This is a genomic window from Corallococcus terminator (genome assembly GCF_003611635.1).
In the GTDB taxonomy this organism is placed as follows: domain Bacteria; phylum Myxococcota; class Myxococcia; order Myxococcales; family Myxococcaceae; genus Corallococcus; species Corallococcus terminator.
Genome location: NZ_RAVZ01000177.1, coordinates 1 through 19,818, shown reverse-complemented (window position 1 = coordinate 19,818; position 19,818 = coordinate 1). Strand labels below are relative to the sequence as shown.

Genomic DNA, 19,818 nt, shown 5'->3' with positions numbered 1-19,818 from the left:
GTGGGCTCGGAGATGTGTAGAAGAGACAGGCGCCGCGCGGTGGAACTGACGGACATCGGTGGAGGGTGTGAGGAAGGGCCGCGCGTGCTGCTGCTGCCGGGGCTTGGCGCCCGGGGCGCGGGCTTCCGGGCCCTGGCCGAGCGGCTGGCGGACGTGTCCCGTCCCGTCCTGGTCGAGTACCCGGAAGGCGAGCATGCGGCGTGTGGCGCGCGGGCGCTGGCGGAGCAGGTGCTCCGGGTGGCGGGGCCAGTGGACGCGGTGGTGGCCAGCTCCTTTGGCGGCATGGTGGCGGCGCACCTGGCCCTGGGCGGGGCGACGCGGGGCGTGGCGTTCCTGGGCTCGTTCACGCGCACCGCGCATGTGGGTCCGCGTGGGCGGCTCATCGCGATGATGGGACCCATCGCGGTGCTGGGGCGTCCGGGACGCGTCGCGGCGTCGCTGGCGGCGTGGCGGCCGGTGCCCATCGCGGAGGTGGCGGACGTGGTGCCCACCACCACGGTGGAGCGCCTGACGACGCTGCGGCGCGCCTTCGCCATCCACTCCGAACCTCCGCCGGCGGACCTGCGGGCCTCGAAGGTGTCGTGCCTGTGCATCCAGGGGGACCGCGACGTGCTGGTGCCTCCCTCCACGTTGGGGCGACTGGTGGCGTCGTTGCCGGACGGAACGCCCCGGCACCTGCTGCGCGGCGCGGGCCACGTGCCCTACTTCTCGCACCCGGAGGAGTGCGCGCGGCTGCTCGGGCCGTGGCTCCAGACGCTCGTGCCCATGGGGCTCGGGGCGGCGGCGGGCGCGGGCGTGGGCTCCGCGGCCTGAGGTCTCACGGGGCTGTCGAAGCCTTGACGCGCGGGGCCGGGCCGGCGGATCCATCCTCCCCGCGGGGGGGTGTACTGACGCGCGCCCGGGAAGTAGTTTGCGACCGCCGATGTCGACCTGTTCTCTTCGTGCGCTCCTCCTCCTGGCGTCCCTGTCCACGGCGGCCCACGCCGCCTCGGAAGCTGTTCCCGGGCTGACAGCCTCGCCGGTGTTGCCTGCCACCCCGACCCAGGAGGTGGCCCCCGCGCCGGCTCCCGGGCCCCGGCGCACGGTGCTGTTGCTGGGGGACAGCCTCATCGCCACGGGCTTCGGGGAGTACCTCCAGACGCAGCTCGCCGCGCACCCGCGCATCCGCTGCGAGCGCCGGGCGAAGTCGTCCACGGGGCTGTCCCGCCCGGACTTCTTCGACTGGCTGGAGGTGGGGCAGCAGGAGGTGCAGTTGCACCAGCCGGACGTCGTCGTGGTCATCCTGGGCGGCAACGACGGGCAGGCCCTGCACACCAAGGTGGGCCAGGCCACCGTCGCGTGGGGCAAGCCGGACTGGGAAGAGGGCTACCGGCAGCGCGTGCAGGAGTTCACCACCGCCATCTCCGCGCCGGGCCGGAAGATCATCTGGCTGGAGCTGCCGGCCACGGGGCGTCCCCGCTTCGAACAGAAGCTCACGTTGATCCGCGGCCTCCAGCGCGAAGTCATCGCCGCCCGCGAGGATTCCGTGCACCTGGACACGCGCCCCTTCTTCACGGACGCGCGCGGAAAGGCGCTGAACAAGGCCGCCGTGGAGGGCTTCCGCAAGCCCATGCGCCTGCGCATGACGGACGGCGTGCACTTCACCGTGGCGGGGGGGCGCTACTTCGCGAACAAGGTGTACCCGGAGGTGCTGGGCGTGCTGGGGCTGGAGCCCGAGCAGAAGCACACCGCGGCTCCTCCCGTGGCGCCCGCGAAGGGCCGTCAGGCCCGCGCCGCCGCGTCACCCTCGCGCTAGCGCCAGGGTTGCTTTGCGCTTCAGGAGTGACCGGACCAGGAGGACTCGCTGCCCGGGGCCGGGCGCAGCTTGCGGACGGCGCGCAGCAGCAGCTCCTCGTCGCGCGGGTTGGCGAGGAAGCCCCGCGCGCCCAGCTTCCGCGCCCGGTCGAAGCCCTCGTCGTCCGACGTGCCGTGCACGATGAGCGAGCCTTCGATGTGCACTTCGCCCGCGAGCAACCCCTCCATGGCCTGGAGGGGCGCGAGCACCACGTCGTTGTCGCGCGTGTGCAGCACCTCCAACGGAGTGGCGACGCGCGACGTGATGCCGTTGCGGGCCAGCGTGCGCGAAATCAGCACCGCGGTGACGGGCGGCCAGCCGTAGAGCATCAGCGGCGGGCTGGGCACGGCCGGGCGGCTCGGCTCCGGCGCGGCGCTCCCCGTGTCGCGGATGCCATAGAGGGCGCTGAGGGCGCGGGACAGCGCGCTGTCGGAGGCCAGATGCGGCTCCACGCGCGCCTTGCCGGACACGGCCCGCACGTCGTCCACCGCGTCCAGGGACAGTGGCGCGGGCACGGCCAGGTGCAGGACTTCGCGGTCCTCGCGCTGCTCCAACCCGAGCGGCACGACGCCGTACTGCCGGGCGATGCGCGCGGGCACCAGCGAGATGAGGGAGCGGTCGAGCGGGTGCCGGTCCAGGTCCACCGCGTCCACGTCGAACTGGACGGCGAGCCCGCGCAGGACATCCGCCTCCGTGCACACGCCTTCGCTCACCAGGGCGCGTCCCAGGGGGACCCGGACCTCGTGATGGTGCACGAGTCCCAGCCGGAGCTGGCCTTTGTCGACCACTCCGAGTTCCAGGAGGATTTCCCCCAACGGGCGTCTGGTGCCGAGTTCCATGCCCTCTCAACGTGGCAACCGGGCCCGCACGCGACGACGGTCAGCCGTGCGCTCGTCCGCCTGCCCGCCCTCAAGCGGCGTGAAGGCGGGGGCATGACGGGAGCAGGACCGCCCCCTGCTACCTGCGCGCGGGGAAGAGGGCTTCGTAGGACTCGGGCTTGAAGCCGACGGACACCGAGGCGGGGGTGACGAGCACGGGCCGCTTCACGAGCTTGCCGTCGGCGGCGAGCCACTCCACCAGCTCCGTGTCGGAGGCCGCGTCGATCTTCTCCTTGCCCAGCGCGCGGTAGCTCTGGCCGCTGGTGTTGAGCCACTTACGGACGGACAGGCCGCTCAGGGCGATCCACAGGAGGAGTTCCGACACTGTGGGCGGCTGTTCGACGATGGGGCGCGTTCGGAAGGAGACGCCGCGCGCCTCCAGCCACTTCTGGGCCTTCTTGCAGGTGTCACACCCGGAGTACGCGAGCACGAGGACGTCATCGGACATGCGCGGCTTCTAGCAGACCCGAAGCGTGTGGGACGCGCGTGCTAGCACCTCATGATTCAACACCGGGAAGAGTGCACATGAACCGCTCACGAAGCCGCTCCATCATCCTGTCCGTCCTCTGCGTGCTGCTCTGCGGGGTGGGGTGCGCGGGCGGTGAAGCCGAAATGGAAGCGGAGCTGCCTTCCGGGATCGTGCCCGACAGCGGGGTGACGGGGCGCGACGATTCGGGAATCCCCGAGCGCGACGCGGGACCCTCCGAGGACCGGGACGCGGGCACGTCCGGTGACACCGATGCGGGCGCGGCGGACGCGGGAACCCCCGATGCGGGCGCGGCGGATGCAGGCGCCACCGATGCGGGCAGGGGCGACGCGGGAGCCGCGGATGCGGGGCGGACCGACGCGGGTTCGACTGGAAGCACGGATGCGGGAGGCAGCACCGATGCCGGCGCGCCGATTCCCGCCGACGGCGGCACGCAGGTCACCGGCACGATGCCCGCGCGCCTGACGCTGGCCGGTTCCCCATACCGTGTCGTGGGCAACGCCCAGTACGTCGTCACCATCCCCGCGGGCCAGACGACGACGGTGGATCCGGGCGTCGTCATCGACTTCAAGGGCAACCCGGACGTGACGAGGGCGGACGTGGGGGAGGGCGCGCAGGACGTGATGAACCACCAGAACGGCCGCGTGGAGCTGCGTGTGTACGGCCGCATCCTGGTGCAGGGCACCGCGCAGGCGCCGGTGACGCTCACCTCCACGAACCCCTACGGCTGGTGGGGCATCAACTTCTTCGGGGAGGCGTCGAAGGGGACCGGGCATCCGTCCTTCGTGCACATGGTCTTCGAGAAGGTGCGCAAGAACGAATACAACGGCGACCGGGACCGCACGCGCGGCGCGCTCTGGGCGTACTACCCGGGGCCCGTCACCATCCAGCACTCGCTCTTTCGCGACAACGAAGCCTCCGGCAAGTGCGGCGCGCTGGACCTGATGTTCACCGACGGCTCGGTGGTGACGGACACCGTCTTCGAGAACAACCGCACGCTCGACATCGACCGCTTCGCCACCGGGAACGGGGCCACCTCCGGAGGCGGCGCGATGTGCGTCACCCACGGGCGCAACTCCGTCGTGCGCGGCAACACCTTCCGGAACAACACGCTGTCGGCCTTCCGGGGCACTCAGTCCAACGCGCTCGTGGCGCGCACCTACGAGGTGTGGCCCAACGGCGCGAACCACTACGACCTGGGTGGCGGCGGGGCGCTGCACTACTTCCAGCCCGACAACGACCTCATCGAGAACAACCTCTTCGAGAACAACGCCGCCGTGGGCGGGCCCGGCGCGGCCCTCTACCTGGAGGACGTGCCCAACGCTGGCGTCACCCTCAAGGGCAACCAGTTCCTCGGCAACAAGGCCGGCGCGGGGGGCGTCATCGTCTGCAATCGCGGTGGAGGCTCCGGCATCGAACTGGTGCTGGGCGCGGGCAATACCTTCAGCAACAACACCGTCAACGGGGCCGCGGCCCCGCAGGTGTCCGGCGACTGCGCGCACTAGCAGCGCGCCCGAAGCCCTGCCAGCCGACCTGGCCCCTGGACTTCCACCCGGGGGGCCGGCGGACTGCCATGCCCCTCGCCCTGCCCCGGCGTACGCCGACGCGCATCCTTCCGGAAACCCCGTCGCGCCGGAGGCAGCGAACGCATGGAGGACATCCGCTCGGAACCCGTCCCCCCCCTGGAGGAGCCGCTGGATGTACCCGCGAAGCGGCGGCGGGGCTGGTGGATTCCGGGCGCGCTGATGCTCGTCGCGCTGCTCGCCTTCATCTTCTCCCGGCACGCGGAGGAGAAGCAGTTCCTGGATCTCCTGCGGCAGGCCCGGCCCGCCTGGCTGCTGGTGGCCGCCCTGTGCCAACTGGGCACGTACCTGTGCGTGGCGGGCATCTGGTGGATGGTCCTGCGCCGCTACCGGTTGCGCGCCTCGCTCTGGTCGCTGTCGCGGCTGTCGCTGATGAAGCTGGCGTTCGATCAGGTCATCCCCACCGGCGGCGTGGGCGGCTCGCTCCTCGTCGGACGCGGGCTTCGCCGACAGGGCGCGACCCCTGGCACCGCCGCGGGCGCGGTGCTGCTGACGGTGCTGTGCTTCTACGTCGCGCAGGCGCTGGGCGTGGCCGTGAGCCTCTTCTTCCTCTGGCGCAAGGCGGAGCTGAACCCGTGGATCCAGTGGCTCGTCACCGGCTTCGGCGTGCTGGCGGTGGCCATCCCGGTCTGCATCCTCTGGGCGACGCGGCACCGCGAGTGGAAGCCGGGCCGCTTCGCGAAGCGCATCCCCGCGCTGGGCACGATGCTCAAGGCCATCGCGGAGGTGCCCCCCGGCATGCTGCTGGACCCCGGTCTGCTCGCGCGCGGCGTGGCCCTGCAACTCGGCGTCTACGTGCTGGATGCGGCCACGCTGGGCGCCATGCTGCGCGCGCTGGGCCAGGAGGCCTCTTCAAGCACCGTGTTCGTCAGCTTCATGGTGGCCTCCATGGCGGAGACCGTGTCCATCATCCCGGGCGGGGTGGGCACCTACGAGGCCGCGTCGGTGGGCATGCTCAACCTCTTCGGCATCCCCGTGGAGGCCGCGCTCGCGGGCACGCTGCTGTTGCGCGGCTTCACCCTGTGGCTGCCGCTGCTGCCCGGGCTTTATCTGCTGCGCCATACCTTCAGCCGTGGCCCCACGCCCGGTCAGCAGCCGGGCTGACATCACTGATTCCCCGGCCTTCCCGGAAGTCGCTGCCCGCTTCCCGTCGCCGCCCGGGTGCGCGATGGTTCGCGTCCGTGGACACCGGAAGCGGAGACGAAACGGAGATGAATCAGGGCTCGGCGTTGTTCCTTCATCCCGGGGTGAAGGTGAGGCCCTGCGAGTGGGGGATGGGCGTCTTCACCGATGCCTTCATCCCCGCGGGCGACCTCATCGAGGAGTGCCACTACCTCAAGGTCCCCCAGCGGCAGTGCCGGGGCGAACCGCTGGACGACTACGTCTTCGAGATCCGCTGGCACCGCCACGAGGAGCCTCGCAAGGGCGACTGGGTCGCGCTCGTGATGGGCTACGGGATGATCTACAACCACGCCAGCGAACCGAACGCGTCCTACAGCCGCGCCGTGGACCGCGATGTGTTCCGTTATCACGCACTGCGGGACATCCACCCCGGTGAGCAGATCTTCATCAGCTACGGTGAGAACTGGTGGACCGCGAGAGGCGAGGAAGTCCCTCCCTGAGTCGCGTCCGCACCGTGTGCGTACCTGACAGGTGCGTCCCCACCTCGAATCCCGTGGAGTGGTGAGATTCCTCTCAGGAATGGCGAAACGGGCGGAAATGAAATCCCCGCTGAAAGCGTCGGCGGCAAACAGTAGGATGAAGACCGCCTGCGCGCCGGTCTTCAGGCCGTGCGGGTGCGAGGAATGCCAGACACCATGCCACTGCGTCGTTTCTACCTGTCCTCCGCTCTCGTGTTGTCCGCCTCCGCCTGCACCGGCAACATCGGTGGACAGGATGAGTCGCCCGAGAGCGCGGCGGCTCCCGCACGCGTGCGCCGGCTGACGCGCGAGGAGTTCAACAAGTCCGCGTCCTCCGTGCTGGGCACTCCCGTCGACATCGCCCAGGGCTTCGCGGCCGAGGACACCATCCTCGGCTTCTCCACCCACGAGCGGCTGCAGGTGACGTCGCTGCTGGCGGATCAGATCGACACCGCCGCGCTCACGCTGGCGGAAGACGGCAAGTCACAACTCAGTGACTTCTACACCTGCCCCAAGACGGTCACCGCGGATGACTGCGCGAAGTCCTTCATCCAGCGGGTGGGCCAGCGCGCCTTCCGCCGGCCGGTGACGGCGGAGGAGGAGGCGGACCTGCTCGCGCTCTTCAACGCGGGCAAGCAGGGCGGCAACATGAGCACGGGCGCGGAGCTGGTGCTCCAGGCGCTCTTCTCCTCCGCGTCGTTCCTGTACCGCACGGAGCTGGGCCCCGACACCGCCCGCAAGGGCCAGGTCGTGGAGCTGACCGCCTACGAGGTCGCCTCCGAACTGTCCTTCATGGTGACCGGCGGTCCCCCGGACGCCACGCTGCTCGCCGCCGCCCAGGCCGGGACGCTGTCCTCGCCCGACGAGCGCGAGAAGCACGCGCGCCGCCTGCTCCAGACGCCCGAAGCGCGCCTGAAGCTGCGCCAGTTCTTCATTGAATGGCTGGGCATCAACGGCCTGAACAAGGTCAACAAGAACAACCAGGTGTACCCGGACTACAGCGTGGAGTTCCGCGACTCCATGGTGCGCGAGCGCAACGCCTTCATTGACTCCATCGTGAAGGACCACGCGGGCTCCGTGGAGGAGCTGCTCACCGCGAACTACTCCTACGTGGATGAGACGCTCGCGAACTTCTACGGCGGGTTGGACCGCACCAACGTGGACGACGAGGGCATGGGCCGCGTCACGCTGCCCCCGAACCGACTGGGCATCATCACCCAGGCGGGCGTGATGTCGACCTACGCCCACTTCGACTCGTCCTCGCCCATCAAGCGCGGCAAGTTCGTGCTCACGCGCCTCTTGTGCCGCACGGTGCCCGCGCCGCCCGCGAACGTGTCCACCATCCCTCCGGCGGTGTCGGAGAACGCCACCACCCGCGAACTCTTCGCGGCGCACACCAGCAACCCGGCCTGCGCGAGCTGCCACAAGACCATCGACCCGATGGGCTTCGGCATGGAGGACTTCGACGGCCTGGGCCAGCACCGCACCGAGGAGAACGGCCGCACCGTGGACGCCTCCGGTGGCATCGTCGCCCCGGACGGGACGATGACCCAGCCCTTCACGGGCGGCGCGCAGTTGGGGCGCTACCTGGCGCAGAGCGACGAGCTGGCCAACTGCGTGCCCCTGCAACTGGTGCGCTACGCGATGGGACGTGACGAACACGCCTCCGACACGCAGTTGCTCGACGCCATGCGCACGGGCACCTATCGCCAGGACCATCTGAAAGTCACCGAGGCGCTCGTCGGCCTCGTGCGCTCGGCTTCCTTCACGCAGCGGCGTCTGCCCACCCGTTGAGCCAGAACCCCATGCCCCGCGACCTTTCCCGACGCAGCATCCTGAAGCTCCTGTCCGGCACGGCCATGGCAGCGCCCTTCGCGCACCTGCTCACCAGCTCCGTGGCCGAAGCGGCCGACGCCGCTCCCCTGCGCTTCATCGCCCTGTTCACCCCCCACGGCGTCCTGCCCGAATACTGGACGCCCAAGGGCGGTGAGACGGACTTCAACATCGACTTCGAGAACTCCGTCCTCCAGCCCCTCCAGCGCCACCGCTCCAAGCTGCTGGTGCTGGACGGCCTGGACTACCGCGTCCTCTACGAGCACGGCCGCACCGGCCACGAGGGCGGCCCCGTCACCTTCCTCACCGGCAGCGAGGTGGTGGTGGACAGCGGCGACGAGCTGCCCGCGGGCCCGTCCCTGGATCAGGTGATTGGCAACACGGTGGGCGGCTCCACCCAGTTCCGCTCCCTGCAGCTTCACGCCTTCGAGCAGTTCGGCGCCCAGCACGTCTACAACAGCATCAGCTTCACGGAGAACGGCTCGCGCGTGCCGTTCGAACTGAACCCCGCCAACGTCTACAAGCGGCTCTTCGGCAGCATGGGCGGCTCCAGCGCGGAGGCGCAGGCCATCCTCCTCAAGAGGAAGAGCCTGATGGACTACCTCATCAAGGACGCCACCCGGCTGAAGAAGCGGCTGGCGACCGCGGAGGGCCAGAAGCTGGATACGCACCTGGAGGCGCTGCGCGACATTGAACGGCGGCTCACGAACGTGGGCGCACTGGGGTGCGTGAAGCCGGAGGAGCCGTCGGACGCGCTGAGCGACCTGGGCAACCTGGACAACATGCCCGGCCTCACCCAACTGCACATGGACCTCATCGCCCGTGCGTTCGCGTGTGATTTGACGCGCGTGGTGACCATGACCATCCCCGGGCCGTCCATGCCGTGGATCGACATCCCGGAGGACATCCACAACGACATCGCGCACCGCACCGACACCCAGTCGGAGCCGGAGCGCACGGAGATCCGCCTGCGCATGGTGCGCGTGCAGCAGTGGTACTCCGAACAGCTCGCGCTCCTGATGGACTCGCTCGCGGCCATCCCGGAGGGCAGCGGCACCGTGCTCGACAACACCGTCATCCTCTGGGGCAACGAGCTGGGGGACGCGGCCGGCCACATGAACGTGTCCATCCCCACGGTGCTGGCGGGCGGCGCGGGCGGGAAGTTCCGCATGGGCCGCTACCTGGCCCTGCGCCCGAACAACCGCGACCCCCTGGGCAACTGGGAGGGCCCGGGCAAGCCGCTGGCGGGCGCGGTGGAGCACAACAAGCTGCTCACCTCCATCGCCCAGGCCTTCGGCGTCAACGTGGACCGCTTCGGCCACGAGGCCTACACCGGCACGCTGCCCGGCCTCACCTGAGGCCCTCCAGGGGCCCGGGGAAGCGGCGCCCTGAAAAGACAACGGGAGCGGGCCTGGTTGCTGGCCCGCTCCCGCTTTCATTTCCGGAACACGTGAAGCGGTGGGACTACCCGCCGAGCGCGCCGTTGATGAGGGGGGCGAGGATGCTCATGCCCGCGTCCTCGTTGTTGTAGTTGTTGGCCGGCTCGTAGATGCGCACGCGCTGGTTGCCGTTGATGAAGCGGCTCAGGAACACGTCCATCGGCACGAACTCGCTGTGGCAGGCGTAGGACTGCCAGGGGCTGGAGGCGTACTCGTACCAGTACTTCTTCTCCATCTTCTGGCAGGCGTGCGCGCCCACGAACGTGATGATGGTGCTGCAGTGGCTGGCGTTGATGGCGCGCTGGTGCGGGATGAAGTAGCTGAAGTTGTTGTACTTGTTCAGCTCCGCGACCAGGGCGTCCTGGTCCTGCTTCCAGTAGGCGTGGATGGAGGCCTGGTCGTTGGGCGTCTTGAAGCGCTCATACGAATAGCGCGAGTAGTTGAAGTCCAGCGTGTAGCCCGTGTACGCGAGCTGGTCGTTCGGGAACTCGGTGGCCACCATGCGGTTGATGGTGCCCATGTCGTTGATGTTGAAGCTGGACGGCAGCAGGCTGAACACCGAGTCCAGGTTCCACGACGAACGAATCTTGTCGTGCAGGGGGCGCGACAGGGAGTTGCTGTTCGGCGCCATGAAGATGGGGCCGGAGTCGTTGAGCAGGTAGCCGCGCGCCGGGTTGATGGCCTTGCGGATGAAGTAGTAGCCGGCCGACGTGGACGTGCCACCCGCGCTGTAGCCCGTCACCAGCAGCTTCTGCACGTTGGTGAAGTTCTGCTTGGCGTAGTTCGCCGCGGCGATGGTGTTGGTGTAGCCGGAGTGGTGCCACACGAGGGGCGCCTGGCCGCCGGTGGTGTCCGTGTACGTCTTCACGTTGTTGCCGACGTGCACGTCGCCCGTGCAGTACGGCAGGTAGACGATGTTCCAGTCCTTCGTGACGATGTCCTTGCGGTCACGGAAGGGCAGGCCCGGGTCCGCCCCGTTGACGATGGGGGACACGTACTTGGCCGTGAACTGCGTCATGTAGTCGTCGGGGATGCCGTTGGGGTTCGCCGCCCCCAGGATGCCCGTGCGGCCGCTACAGGAATCGTAGTCCCAGCACGCACCGCCTCCCTCCATCATGAACAGCAGGTTGGGCGACGACGTGCGGTGCACGAAGAACTTGTACTGCGAGCCATTGCCACACTTGGTGCCGGGCAGCGTCACCTTCTGCCAGTTGTACGTGTTTCCGCCGTCCACCAGCACGTCGACGATGCCTTCCACCAGCACCTCGGCGCGAGCGGAGCTCACGGGGGCGGCGAGGGCCAGAAGGCTCATCCAGAGAAAACTTCTCATGCGGCTTTCCTCCAAGGGGGGATTGGGTTGCGGCCGCGAATGATACGCTTTGTTTATCAGCCGGAACCATGGAAGCTGCGCATGAGCTGAAAATAGTGAACTTCATGGAGAGCGCAGGTTTCCAGTGGGAATGATAGGTTTTGTCGTCCCGCGTCAGGGATTGGGTGGTTTTTGATGCGTTGCGGCATTTCTTAAATGTATCATTTGCGCATTGCGTCGCCGTGTCTGCGTGAATGGGTTGCGGTGGGCGGCGAACGCGCGGTATGGCCTTGGGCATGAGCACACGCGCGCGGTGGAAGCTGCCCCTGGGCACGGCGGGAGTCCTGGCCCTGGCGGCGGGGGCCTGGCTGACCTTTGGAGTCTCCCCGTCCGGCGATTCCCAGGCGCCTGTTGCCACGCCGGCCGCGATGACGCCGGCGACGTCCCGGCCGCCTGTCTTCAACGCGGGGCCGGCGGTGCCGCGCTCGTTGGACGGTGGGCTGGACCTGGTGGGCGCGGCGGCGGCCCAGGTGCAGGCCCAGGCGCCCCAGGAGGAGCCCTCCGGGCCCTACCCGGTGGACCTGGAGGCGCTGCGCGCGAAGCTGCCGGACAACCTGTACTGGGACACGGGCGTGCCCACCAAGGAGCCGGCGGAGCTGCGCCGGCGCGCGGAGGTGGAGGCGAAGTGGAACACCCTCTTTGGCCGCGTGCAGTCCAACGAGGCCACGGTGGAGGAGGTGCAGCAGCACTTCGAGCACCGCCGCAAGGTGTCCGAGGACGCCATCGCCTTCGCCACCACGATGCTTTCGGACTACGGCGACAAGCTGCCGTCTCAGGACCAGGGCCTGTTGGAGCTGAGTGTGCGCATGCACCGCACGCGGCTGGCGGAGCTTCCCCGGCAGCAGGAGGAAGCGCTCGCGCGCCGCGAGGCCCATGCCCAGCGGCAGCGCGAGTGGCGTGAGAGCGGCGGCCGTCAGCCCTGAAGCGGCTCCACCGCCCCGGGGAAGGTCCGGATGAGCGGGGAGCGCACGGCGGCGGAGGCCACCCATAGCTGGTGGGAGGAGCGGGTGACGGCGACGTGCAGGCGGCGGCGGGCCTCGTCGTCCGCGGGGTAGGCGCGGGCCGTCACATCCGGCAGGACGACGTAGTCGAACTCCAGCCCCTTCACGTTGTCCACGTCCGTCACGTCCACGCCGGGCTCGAAGGAGAAGTCGCCCTCCAGCACCAGGCGCGCCCAGGGCATCTCCGCGATGACGCGGTGGAATGATTGAGCGGCTTCCCGGCTGCTGGCGATGACGCCCACCGACGCGTGCGGCTCTCGCAGCACCAGGTCGCGCAGGGCGTCTCCCAGGAACAGCCAGGCCTGGGCCTCGTCGGGGAAGTGGTGGAAGCCCACGGGGGCGCCCTCGCGGCCCGCCTTCGCGGGTGAGACCGGGGCCTGGGTGCCCAGCACGTGCTGCGCCAGCTCCACCACCGGGCGCGGGCAGCGGTAGGACACCTGGAGCCGGCAGGTGGCGGCGTCGCGGATGCCCAGCTCCTCCAGCGCGGCGTCCCAGCCGGCGAAGCCCGCGGTCGTCTGTTGCATCTCGTCGCCCGCGAGCGTGCAGCTTCGGCTGTCGCCCAACAACTGCCCCACCACGAAGAGCTCGAAGAGGGAGAAGTCCTCCGCCTCGTCCAGCACCACGTGCGCCAGCCGCTCCGCGCCCAGCGCGCCCTTCTGGGCCTTGAGGAACATCAGGATGGGCAGGTCGTCGAAGTCCAGCGTGCCCGCGAGCGCGTCCGGTGTGTCGGCCTCAATCGCCTTGCCATCCACGGTGGCGAGCCGCTCCTCGTCGTAGTCCCGGTACTGGCGCTCCAGCGGCGTGGCCGTCTGGAGCTTGGTGTGCTCCACCGTCTCGGCCACCACCGTGCGGGGCAGCTCGCCCCGGGCTTCGGCCACCACGGACTCCAGGAAGGCGCGGTCCATGAACGCGTCCGCCAGCCGGATGCGCAGCTTCTCCAGGGTGAGGGGTTGAGGGCCCTTGGCCCTGGGCAGGCTCACTCGCTCCGCCAGCCGCTGTCGCAGCACGGGGTGGCGCTTGAGCCGGGAGACGAGCGCGGGCGTCTCCGGGGCCAGCTTGAGGCCCGGCACGCTGAAGGCCGAGCGCGCGGTGCTGAGCGACCAGGACTCCAGCGTCTCCACGGACACCTTGCCCAGGCCCAGGGGCGCGAGCAGCCGGCGCGTCAGCCGGGCCAGGCCCTCCTCGGGGACGACGACCTTGGTGCGCGCCTGCGGGAACTTCTTCGCGTCGTCGAAGGCGACCTTCGCCAGCCGGTGCAGGGCCACGGTCGTCTTGCCGCTGCCCGCGCTGCCCAGCACCAGCAGGGGCTGCTCCGGCCCGGTGCTGACGGCCGCGTACTGCTCCGCGTCCAGGAGCGCCGTCACGCCGAAGGCATCCTCGACGTGGGTCGCGCCCCGGCCCACGCCCAGCGCGCCGGGGCGGGCGGCGGTGCCGGTGCCGCCGGAGAGCACGGAGGTCGCGTCGCGTCCTCGCGCGTGCCACCGGCCGTGCGCGTCGCGCTGGAGCAGGTGGGGCCCGGTGCTGATGCGGGTGAGGACGCCCTTCTCGATGATGACCAGCCGGCGCGCCTCCACCTCGCCTTCGGAGAGCCGTTCGCCGAAGTACTCCTCGTAGGAGTCGCCCTCCTCGTAGTTGTAGAAGACGCGGGCGACGGGGGCGAACCTCCAGTCGATGACGCGCACGCCGGCGGCGAGGTTGGCGAAGCTGGTGCGGCCGAGCAGGTAGTCGCGCTGCCCGGTGGGGCCCGCGAGCCGCAGGTGGGCGAAGTAGGGGGCGTTGCTGTCCGGCAGGGGCACGACTTCCTGCCGCTCCAGCATGGCGCGCACTTCGTTCATCTGGGTGAAGACGTGCGGCAGGTCCGCCGCGTGCGCGGTGGTGGCGTCGTCGCGCAGCACCTGCAACTGCGCCATCAGCCCCTGGGTGTCCAGGGTCCGCTCCGCGGCCTGTCGGCGCGCTTCGGCGAGGGCCTCCTGGACGCGCGACAGCAGGGCTTCTTCCTCGGCGATGAGCGCGAGCGCCTCCGGCGACAGCTCCTGCTCCGGGCCGGCCATGTTCCTTTCCTTTCGCGCCGCGCGAGGTGTCCGGCGTCGCGCCGGTTCCTTTTCGCTGGGTGCTGCGCGGCGCGTGCAAGTTGGCGTCTGGTTCATCCCGGGTCAACCCGTTGGTTTTCCGGGCCGTCTTGCTAAAGTGAGGATCGTGGTCGAAGCGCCCGGTCCGGCCCTCCCACGTTGCTTTTGTTCCCCTTCGCCTTCCGCCGTGGCGGGTTGCCTCCCCGGGGGACGAGGCGGGTGTCCTCGAATGGTCGCTCCGGGTGACCGTCTGTCGGGTGGCGGCGCGCACCGGGGGCCGGTGGCTTCTAACGGAGCGCGGGGCTTGCTTGCGTCCGCATCCATCCCGAACACGGAGGAAGCACCGGATGAGCACGATGAACTCGCCGTTCCGCTGGACGCTGTCACTCGCCGTCGCGTTGGGGGTCGTCACGTCGGCGCGGGCCCAGGACTCCGAGCCCCTGACGGAGACGGAGACGGAGACGCGCACGACGACCGTGACGACGGAGCAGGTGAAGCCCCAGGGGCGCACCGGACCGGAGTTCGCGGTAAGCGGGAACGTGGGCTTTGGCGCGGGGTACGTCTACAAGGACGGCCTGAGCTCCGCGGGCACGGTGGAGAGCCTGAAGATCACCGACTCCGCGAAGGTGTCCATTCCCGTCATCGTGGAGGTGGGCTTCCGCGCGACGCCGAAATTCTATCTGGGCGTGTGGGGGAGCTGGGAGGAGGTCTTCACCAAGGAGAATCCGCTGTCGTGCCCGACGGGCTTCGACTGCTCGACCCAGCAATGGCGCTTCGGGCCGGAGGTCCGCTACCACCTGTCGCCGATGGGGAGCTTCGACCCCTGGATTGGCCTGGGCGTGGGCATGGAGTTTCTCAAGAGCCACGTGCAGGGCACCACGCAGATCCCGGTGGCCCCGGGCGTCGTCGTTCCGGCGGAGGTGGACACGCGCGTCACCGACAAGGGCCCGACCTTCGCGCGCATCACGCTGGGGGGCGACGTCCGCCTCTCCCGCGCCCTCTCCTTGGGGCCCATCATCACCGCGTCGATTGGCAGCTACACGGTTCGCACCGGAACCCAGACGCTGAACATCACCGGCGTGGGCGAACGTCCCGGGACGCTGGCCAACGTGGATGACGGCTTCCACGGGCTGTTCACCGTGGGCTTGCGGTTGGCCATCCTCCCGCTCTGAGCGACGGAAGGCCTGGCCTGCCCTGCGCCGGGTCTCCTGGAGCCGGGTGAAAAAACGGCCGGCCCCTGGAACCGGGGCTCCGGGTGAGGTGTCTTGGGGCGCGACCCCCACCTCCCCGGAGGGAGCATGTCTCGCAAGGTCTTCGTCGCGTTGGCCGGGCTGGCGCTCGCGCTGGTCCTGGTCTTCGTGTGGCTGCGCGCGGGCGTGCGGTCCGCGACCGTTCGCGAGGACTCCACGACAGCGTCCACGCCGGTTCGCACTCCCATGTCCGGTGGGCCGCGGGCCTCACGGCAGGACGTGGCGACGGCCTCCGTGGAACAGCCGATGCGGGAGGCGGACGGCGCGCTGCGAGTGGAGGTCGCCACAGCGCGCGGGCCCCATGCGGGCGCGGAGGTGACGTTGTATCTGCGCGGTCCGGCCGTGGCGGGTTCACGGCTGCCTTCATGGCGCGTGGCGGGACAGGGCCCGACGGATGCGGCGGGAGTGATTGTGCTGCCCGCGCGTCCCGGGCCGTACCTCGTCACCGCACGGGCGGAAGGGCTGGCATTGGCGCGCGCGGAGGTGACGCGTCCCCATGGACAGACGCTCACCCCGGTCCGACTCCTGTTGGAGCCTGGCGTGTCATTGTCGGGCCTGACGGTGGAGCGGGCAGGGGGCGCGGTGGTGCCGCTCGTGGAGTTGACGCTCACACCGCACACGGGCTTCGAGGACGCGCTGCCCGCCTTCCTTCAGACGGGCGCGTCGGTGCCAGAGGAGGCGCGGCACGAAGCGAACAGCGACGCCCGGGGCGTGTTCCAGTTCCAGGGGCTGGCGCGAGGGGAGTACCAACTGGATGCGCGTGCGCCGGGCCATGCACCCCGCCGCATCGCGCGCGTGCACGTGCCCTCCACGGATTGGCGCGTGGAGTTGGAAGGCTCCGCGTTCATCGAAGGCTTCGTCACCCGCGAGGACGGACGACCCGCGCCGGGCGCCCGGGTGAGTGCTTGGAGCGAGGACGGCGCGGTGGAGGTGGAAGCGGGGGAGAGCGGAGGCTTCTCGCTGGACGTGCCGCCCGGCTCCTTCCAGGTGACGGCCCGTCACGAGGACGCGACGGGCTCCGCCGGAGGCGCTGTCGTCGTCGGGCCGGGCATGACGGTGAAGGACGTGCGGATCCGTCTGGGAATCGCCGCGTCCCTGGTCGGCGTGGTGCGACGCAAGGATTCAGGAGAGGCCATCGTGGGTGCCACGGTGGGGGTGCGCCCCCACGCGGACCGGGCGGACCTGCTCCAGGCCCGCTCGGGTTCGGAGGGGCGCTTCGAAGTGGGCGGGCTCGCGCCGGGGACCTACGACGTGCAGGTGCGGGCCCCGGGCTTCCAATCCCTCACAAGAACGGGCCTGGGCCTCCTCGCCGGTCAGCGCTTCGAAATGCTGCTGGAGCTGGCGGCGCCGGGACGCGTCGAGGGCATGGTGGTGGATGGCGCGGAGGCGCCACTGGCGGGCGTATCCGTGGTCGTGCAGCTCAAGTGGCGGCCCCTGGCGGACGCGTTGCCCACGGTGACGGATGCGCAGGGCCGCTTCGTGTTGGAGGACGTGCCCGAGGGCACGGTGTACGTCGCGGCCCGGCGCCCTGGCAGCGAGGACCTGGTGCGCCAGCCGGTGCGCGTGGATGCCGGGAAGACGGCGACGGCGCGGCTGAAGCTGCTGGGTGAGGGCGTGCTGGAGGGCACGGTGCGCATGACGGGCGGACGGCTGCCTTCCGGGCCGGTGACAGTCACCGCCCAACGGGTGGGCGCGGCGGCCTCCGAGTCCGTCGACGTGCCCGCGAAGCCAGACGGAACATGGTCGATGCGCGTGAGCGCGGGGCGCTATCAGGTGGTCGCGTGGCTGTCCGCGCTGCGCTTCCAGAATGGGGAGCAACAGCAGGTGGTGGAGCTTGAGGCGGGCGGCCGACGCCACGTGGACCTGGAGGTGGGCGAGCCGAAGAAGCCGCTCCAGGTGACGGTGCTGGAGCCCAACGGCGCGCCCAGCGTCCGCGCCACGGTGATGGCGACGGAGGCTGGACGCACGGACATCCAGGCGGAGGAGATGACGGATGCGTCCGGGCAGGTTGTCTTGTCATTGGACGGGCTCGGCTCGGAGTCCGTGCGTGTCTGGTCCACGAATGGCGGACGGCAGGGGGAGGTCGCGCGGGTGCCGTCATCCCAGAAGGCGCTCACGCTCCCACTCCAGCCCGGGGCCCGGCTCCGAGGCACCGTGCGCTCCGCTGGGGGCCGGGAGGTGCGCGGCTTCAATCTGACGGTCACCGCGGCACGGGGCGAGGACGACTTCCTCTCCAGCCAGGAGCGTCAGTTCTCCGGGGATGCCTTCACGGTGGAGGATGTCTTTCCCACGCGGATCACCGCCACCGCGACCCTGCCGGATGGCCGAGCGGGCGCGGTGGACGTGACGCTCGCGTCGGGTTCGGAGTCCACCATGGACGTGGTGGTGGATGCGGGCGGAGGCGTGTCCGGACGGCTGGTGGATGCGCGCACCGGAGAGCCCCTGGCGGGCGCGTTCGTGGATGCGGATGGAATCCGGTCGCCGACGACGGGGGCGGACGGGCGCTTCGAATTGAAGGACCTGGCGCCGGGCGCGCACCGGCTCACCGCCTGGAGCCGGGGCAGGGAACTGGTGGACCGCCAGGTGACGCTCGCTTCCGGCAAGACGCAGGCCCTGGGGGATTGGCGCCTGGGTCTTCAGCGCGTGGAGTCGGGGCGACTGGGGCTCAGCTTCGCGATGACAGGCAAGGACGTCATCGTCAGCGCCATCCTGGAGGGCGCGCAGGTCGCGGGCCTCCAGGTGGGAGACGTGGTGCGCTCCATCGACGGAGCGGTGGTGCTGGACACGGGCGAGGCACGGCGGCGCGAACTGGGCACACCGGGCAGTCCGGCGGTGCTGTCGCTCCACCGGGCAGGTCAGCCGCTGTCGCTCACCTTCATGCGCGCACGCTGAAGAAGCGCGGGACTGCATGGAGGAGGCGCACGTCGCGCGGGCCGTCGCGACGTGCGCGTCCTCCATCTGAATCCGGAGGCGGACGGACGGCTCAAGCCGCCTTCTGCGCCTGCTGGGATTCCATCCACTCGGCCAGGTCCGCGGCGGTGCCCTTCTTTTCCATGGGCGGGACGATGGCCGTGCGCCGCGACACCTCCAGCTCCCAGCTTGCGTTGAAGTAGGGGCCGACCTTGATTTCAGGCGCCAGGGCGATGCCCTTCTGCGTGTACGGCGTCGCCTTGAGGCTCACGTCCGCGTCCTTGCCCGCGGCCTTCAGCGAGCCCGGCACGTCGCCAGTGAGCAGGCGCCCGAGTGCGCCGCTCTCCTGGAGCTTGCGCGAGTTGCCCTCGATGCTGACCTCCACCGCCACGCCCGCGCCGTTGCCCTGGTACGTGCCGGAGCCCTCCATCGACAGCGTGACCTTGCTCTTCTTGCCGGCCCCCATCTCCTCCTTCGCGGCGCCGAGCGTGCCCTTCGGATCCTCCAGGAGCTTGTCCACCGTCACGCCGGAGGGGATGGGATAGCGCGTCTCCATCTCCACCTTGCCGTTGACCTTGCCGCTGCCGCCCAACGAGATGCCGCCCTCGAAGGGTAGCTTCATGTTGTCAGGCCCCGTGAGCGTGCCCTTCGGACCCAGGCCCTTGCTCAGGCCGCCGCTCAGCTCCACCTGCATGTTCTCCTTCAGCACGATCTCGGAGGGCTTTCCGTCCTTGTATTCGATGCGCAGCGACTTCTCCCCGCGGCCCTTGATGCCCCCGCTCACGGAGTCCGCCAGCGTCCCCTTGAGGTCCAACTCCACGGCCACCTGCGCGACGCTGGCGCCACGCACCTCCAGGGCGGACATCTTGCTCTGGAGCCACTCGAGGTCCTCGGCGGAGGGCTGCGGCCTGGGCGTGAGCCCGATGTTGCACTCCGCTCCGGACTGCATGCGCCCCAGGATGTCCTGCGCCCTGGCCACGTCCTGCGGCGTGTCGAGCTTGTATTCGACCTTGCCGCCGCCACCGCCCAGCGCCTTGAGGTCCAGCGCCTTGACCTTGCCGGGGCCAATCCCTCCCAACACCTCCGCGTCCATGCTCAGGGTGTAGACAGGCTTCTTCTCCTTCGCGCCCGTGTTCGGGTCTGTCTTCTCCTCCGCGTCGCAACTGACCTCGTACTGCGCCTTCGTGTTCAGCCGGCCCATCTTGAAGCCGCCGTCGAAGCCGCCGGAGAGCGAGTACTTGTCGCCCGGCTTCATGGATTCGATCTGCTTCTGCGCGTCGAGCACTTCGGGCTTCGCGTTGCTCAGCGCCTTCAGCGTCCCGTCCACCTTGGACTCCAGCCAGGCGTAGCCGGGCAGGTTCTGGCGCGCGGACTCCTGCAACTGCTCCAGGACCCCCGGCGGCTCCGGCATCTCCGCCATCCGCCCCGTCATCGCAAGCCTGCACCAGGAGCGCCGCGCGTACGGCCGGGTGACGCTGTACTTCGGCGCGCGCACGCCGAGCAGCTTCGCCTACGCGAGGGAATT

Annotated in this window: 14 protein-coding genes and 1 pseudogene; 11 read left to right on the top strand and 4 right to left on the bottom strand. The window is 70.0% G+C overall.

What is annotated here, in order from left to right:
* The first annotated feature begins 12 nt into the window (after positions 1–12).
* Together D7V88_RS23875 and D7V88_RS23870 are read left to right on the top strand one after the other, a co-directional pair.
* On the top strand, positions 13–813 hold the full coding sequence (locus D7V88_RS23875) for an alpha/beta fold hydrolase (protein WP_120542957.1): 801 nt from the start codon (positions 13–15) through the stop codon (positions 811–813).
* A 109-nt stretch (positions 814–922) separates the two neighbouring features.
* On the top strand, positions 923–1,795 hold the full coding sequence (locus D7V88_RS23870) for an SGNH/GDSL hydrolase family protein (protein WP_120542954.1): 873 nt from the start codon (positions 923–925) through the stop codon (positions 1,793–1,795).
* A 20-nt stretch (positions 1,796–1,815) separates the two neighbouring features.
* Here D7V88_RS23870 and D7V88_RS23865 read toward each other — a convergent pair whose 3' ends face one another.
* Complete coding sequence (locus tag D7V88_RS23865; protein WP_443651594.1) at positions 1,816–2,622, bottom strand: GspE/PulE/PilB domain-containing protein; 807 nt, start codon at positions 2,620–2,622, stop codon at positions 1,816–1,818.
* Between the two features lie 169 nt (positions 2,623–2,791).
* A complete protein-coding gene (locus D7V88_RS23860; RefSeq protein ID WP_120542952.1) occupies positions 2,792–3,160 on the bottom strand; it encodes a Spx/MgsR family RNA polymerase-binding regulatory protein in 369 nt (122 codons plus the stop codon).
* A gap of 77 nt (positions 3,161–3,237) precedes the next feature.
* Between D7V88_RS23860 and D7V88_RS23855 the strand changes: the two genes are divergently transcribed.
* From D7V88_RS23855 to D7V88_RS23835, 5 genes are all read left to right on the top strand, one after another.
* Complete coding sequence (locus D7V88_RS23855; protein ID WP_208726435.1) at positions 3,238–4,704, top strand: right-handed parallel beta-helix repeat-containing protein; 1,467 nt, start codon at positions 3,238–3,240, stop codon at positions 4,702–4,704.
* A gap of 144 nt (positions 4,705–4,848) precedes the next feature.
* Positions 4,849–5,886, top strand: a complete 1,038-nt coding sequence (locus D7V88_RS23850) for a lysylphosphatidylglycerol synthase transmembrane domain-containing protein (RefSeq protein WP_120542951.1) — start codon at positions 4,849–4,851, stop codon at positions 5,884–5,886.
* Between the two features lie 107 nt (positions 5,887–5,993).
* The gene (locus D7V88_RS23845; protein WP_120535780.1) at positions 5,994–6,404 is read left to right on the top strand and encodes an SET domain-containing protein; all 411 of its coding nucleotides are present in this window, start codon (positions 5,994–5,996) and stop codon (positions 6,402–6,404) included.
* Between the two features lie 195 nt (positions 6,405–6,599).
* Positions 6,600–8,216 (top strand): DUF1592 domain-containing protein, encoded by a 1,617-nt coding sequence (locus tag D7V88_RS23840; RefSeq protein ID WP_120542950.1) that lies wholly within the window; start codon positions 6,600–6,602, stop codon positions 8,214–8,216.
* A gap of 11 nt (positions 8,217–8,227) precedes the next feature.
* Positions 8,228–9,613 (top strand): DUF1552 domain-containing protein, encoded by a 1,386-nt coding sequence (locus D7V88_RS23835; protein ID WP_120542949.1) that lies wholly within the window; start codon positions 8,228–8,230, stop codon positions 9,611–9,613.
* A 106-nt stretch (positions 9,614–9,719) separates the two neighbouring features.
* On the opposite strand, the gene D7V88_RS23830 is transcribed toward D7V88_RS23835, so the two are convergent.
* Positions 9,720–11,006 carry a pectin acetylesterase-family hydrolase gene (locus tag D7V88_RS23830; RefSeq protein WP_279636069.1) on the bottom strand — a complete coding sequence of 429 codons (1,287 nt, stop codon included), beginning with the start codon at positions 11,004–11,006 and terminating at the stop codon, positions 9,720–9,722.
* 293 nt (positions 11,007–11,299) lie between these two features.
* Between D7V88_RS23830 and D7V88_RS23825 the strand changes: the two genes are divergently transcribed.
* Complete coding sequence (locus tag D7V88_RS23825; RefSeq protein ID WP_120542955.1) at positions 11,300–11,986, top strand: hypothetical protein; 687 nt, start codon at positions 11,300–11,302, stop codon at positions 11,984–11,986.
* Here the strand turns inward: D7V88_RS23825 and D7V88_RS23820 are convergent.
* The gene (locus tag D7V88_RS23820; RefSeq protein ID WP_120542947.1) at positions 11,977–14,115 is read right to left on the bottom strand and encodes an ATP-binding domain-containing protein; all 2,139 of its coding nucleotides are present in this window, start codon (positions 14,113–14,115) and stop codon (positions 11,977–11,979) included. The two genes, D7V88_RS23825 and D7V88_RS23820, sit on opposite strands and share 10 nt — an antisense overlap.
* A 365-nt stretch (positions 14,116–14,480) precedes the next feature.
* Here D7V88_RS23820 and D7V88_RS23815 point away from each other — a divergent pair, with 365 nt between their 5' ends.
* The 3 genes and pseudogenes from D7V88_RS23815 to D7V88_RS44645 all read left to right on the top strand — a co-directional run.
* Complete coding sequence (locus tag D7V88_RS23815; RefSeq protein ID WP_120542946.1) at positions 14,481–15,305, top strand: hypothetical protein; 825 nt, start codon at positions 14,481–14,483, stop codon at positions 15,303–15,305.
* Between the two features lie 126 nt (positions 15,306–15,431).
* The gene (locus D7V88_RS23810) at positions 15,432–18,275 is read left to right on the top strand and encodes a carboxypeptidase regulatory-like domain-containing protein (protein ID WP_120542945.1); all 2,844 of its coding nucleotides are present in this window, start codon (positions 15,432–15,434) and stop codon (positions 18,273–18,275) included.
* Positions 18,276–19,693: 1,418 nt separating this feature from the next.
* A pseudogene (locus D7V88_RS44645) lies at positions 19,694–19,818 on the top strand (ferredoxin reductase domain-containing protein); the annotation flags it as partial.

Excerpts from the sequence above, each read along its gene's own strand:
- D7V88_RS23875 (WP_120542957.1), top strand. The coding sequence starts at position 13 with ATGTGTAGAAGAGACAGGCGCCGCGCGGTGGAACTGACGGACATCGGT.
- D7V88_RS23855 (WP_208726435.1), top strand. The coding sequence starts at position 3,238 with ATGAACCGCTCACGAAGCCGCTCCATCATCCTGTCCGTCCTCTGCGTG.
- D7V88_RS23845 (WP_120535780.1), top strand. The coding sequence starts at position 5,994 with ATGAATCAGGGCTCGGCGTTGTTCCTTCATCCCGGGGTGAAGGTGAGG.
- D7V88_RS23860 (WP_120542952.1), bottom strand. The coding sequence starts at position 3,160 with ATGTCCGATGACGTCCTCGTGCTCGCGTACTCCGGGTGTGACACCTGC.
- D7V88_RS23815 (WP_120542946.1), top strand. The coding sequence starts at position 14,481 with ATGAGCACGATGAACTCGCCGTTCCGCTGGACGCTGTCACTCGCCGTC.
- D7V88_RS23870 (WP_120542954.1), top strand. The coding sequence starts at position 923 with ATGTCGACCTGTTCTCTTCGTGCGCTCCTCCTCCTGGCGTCCCTGTCC.
- D7V88_RS23825 (WP_120542955.1), top strand. The coding sequence starts at position 11,300 with ATGAGCACACGCGCGCGGTGGAAGCTGCCCCTGGGCACGGCGGGAGTC.
- D7V88_RS23820 (WP_120542947.1), bottom strand. The coding sequence starts at position 14,115 with ATGGCCGGCCCGGAGCAGGAGCTGTCGCCGGAGGCGCTCGCGCTCATC.
- D7V88_RS23840 (WP_120542950.1), top strand. The coding sequence starts at position 6,600 with ATGCCACTGCGTCGTTTCTACCTGTCCTCCGCTCTCGTGTTGTCCGCC.
- D7V88_RS23850 (WP_120542951.1), top strand. The coding sequence starts at position 4,849 with ATGGAGGACATCCGCTCGGAACCCGTCCCCCCCCTGGAGGAGCCGCTG.
- D7V88_RS23835 (WP_120542949.1), top strand. The coding sequence starts at position 8,228 with ATGCCCCGCGACCTTTCCCGACGCAGCATCCTGAAGCTCCTGTCCGGC.
- D7V88_RS23810 (WP_120542945.1), top strand. The coding sequence starts at position 15,432 with ATGTCTCGCAAGGTCTTCGTCGCGTTGGCCGGGCTGGCGCTCGCGCTG.
- D7V88_RS23830 (WP_279636069.1), bottom strand. The coding sequence starts at position 11,006 with ATGAGCCTTCTGGCCCTCGCCGCCCCCGTGAGCTCCGCTCGCGCCGAG.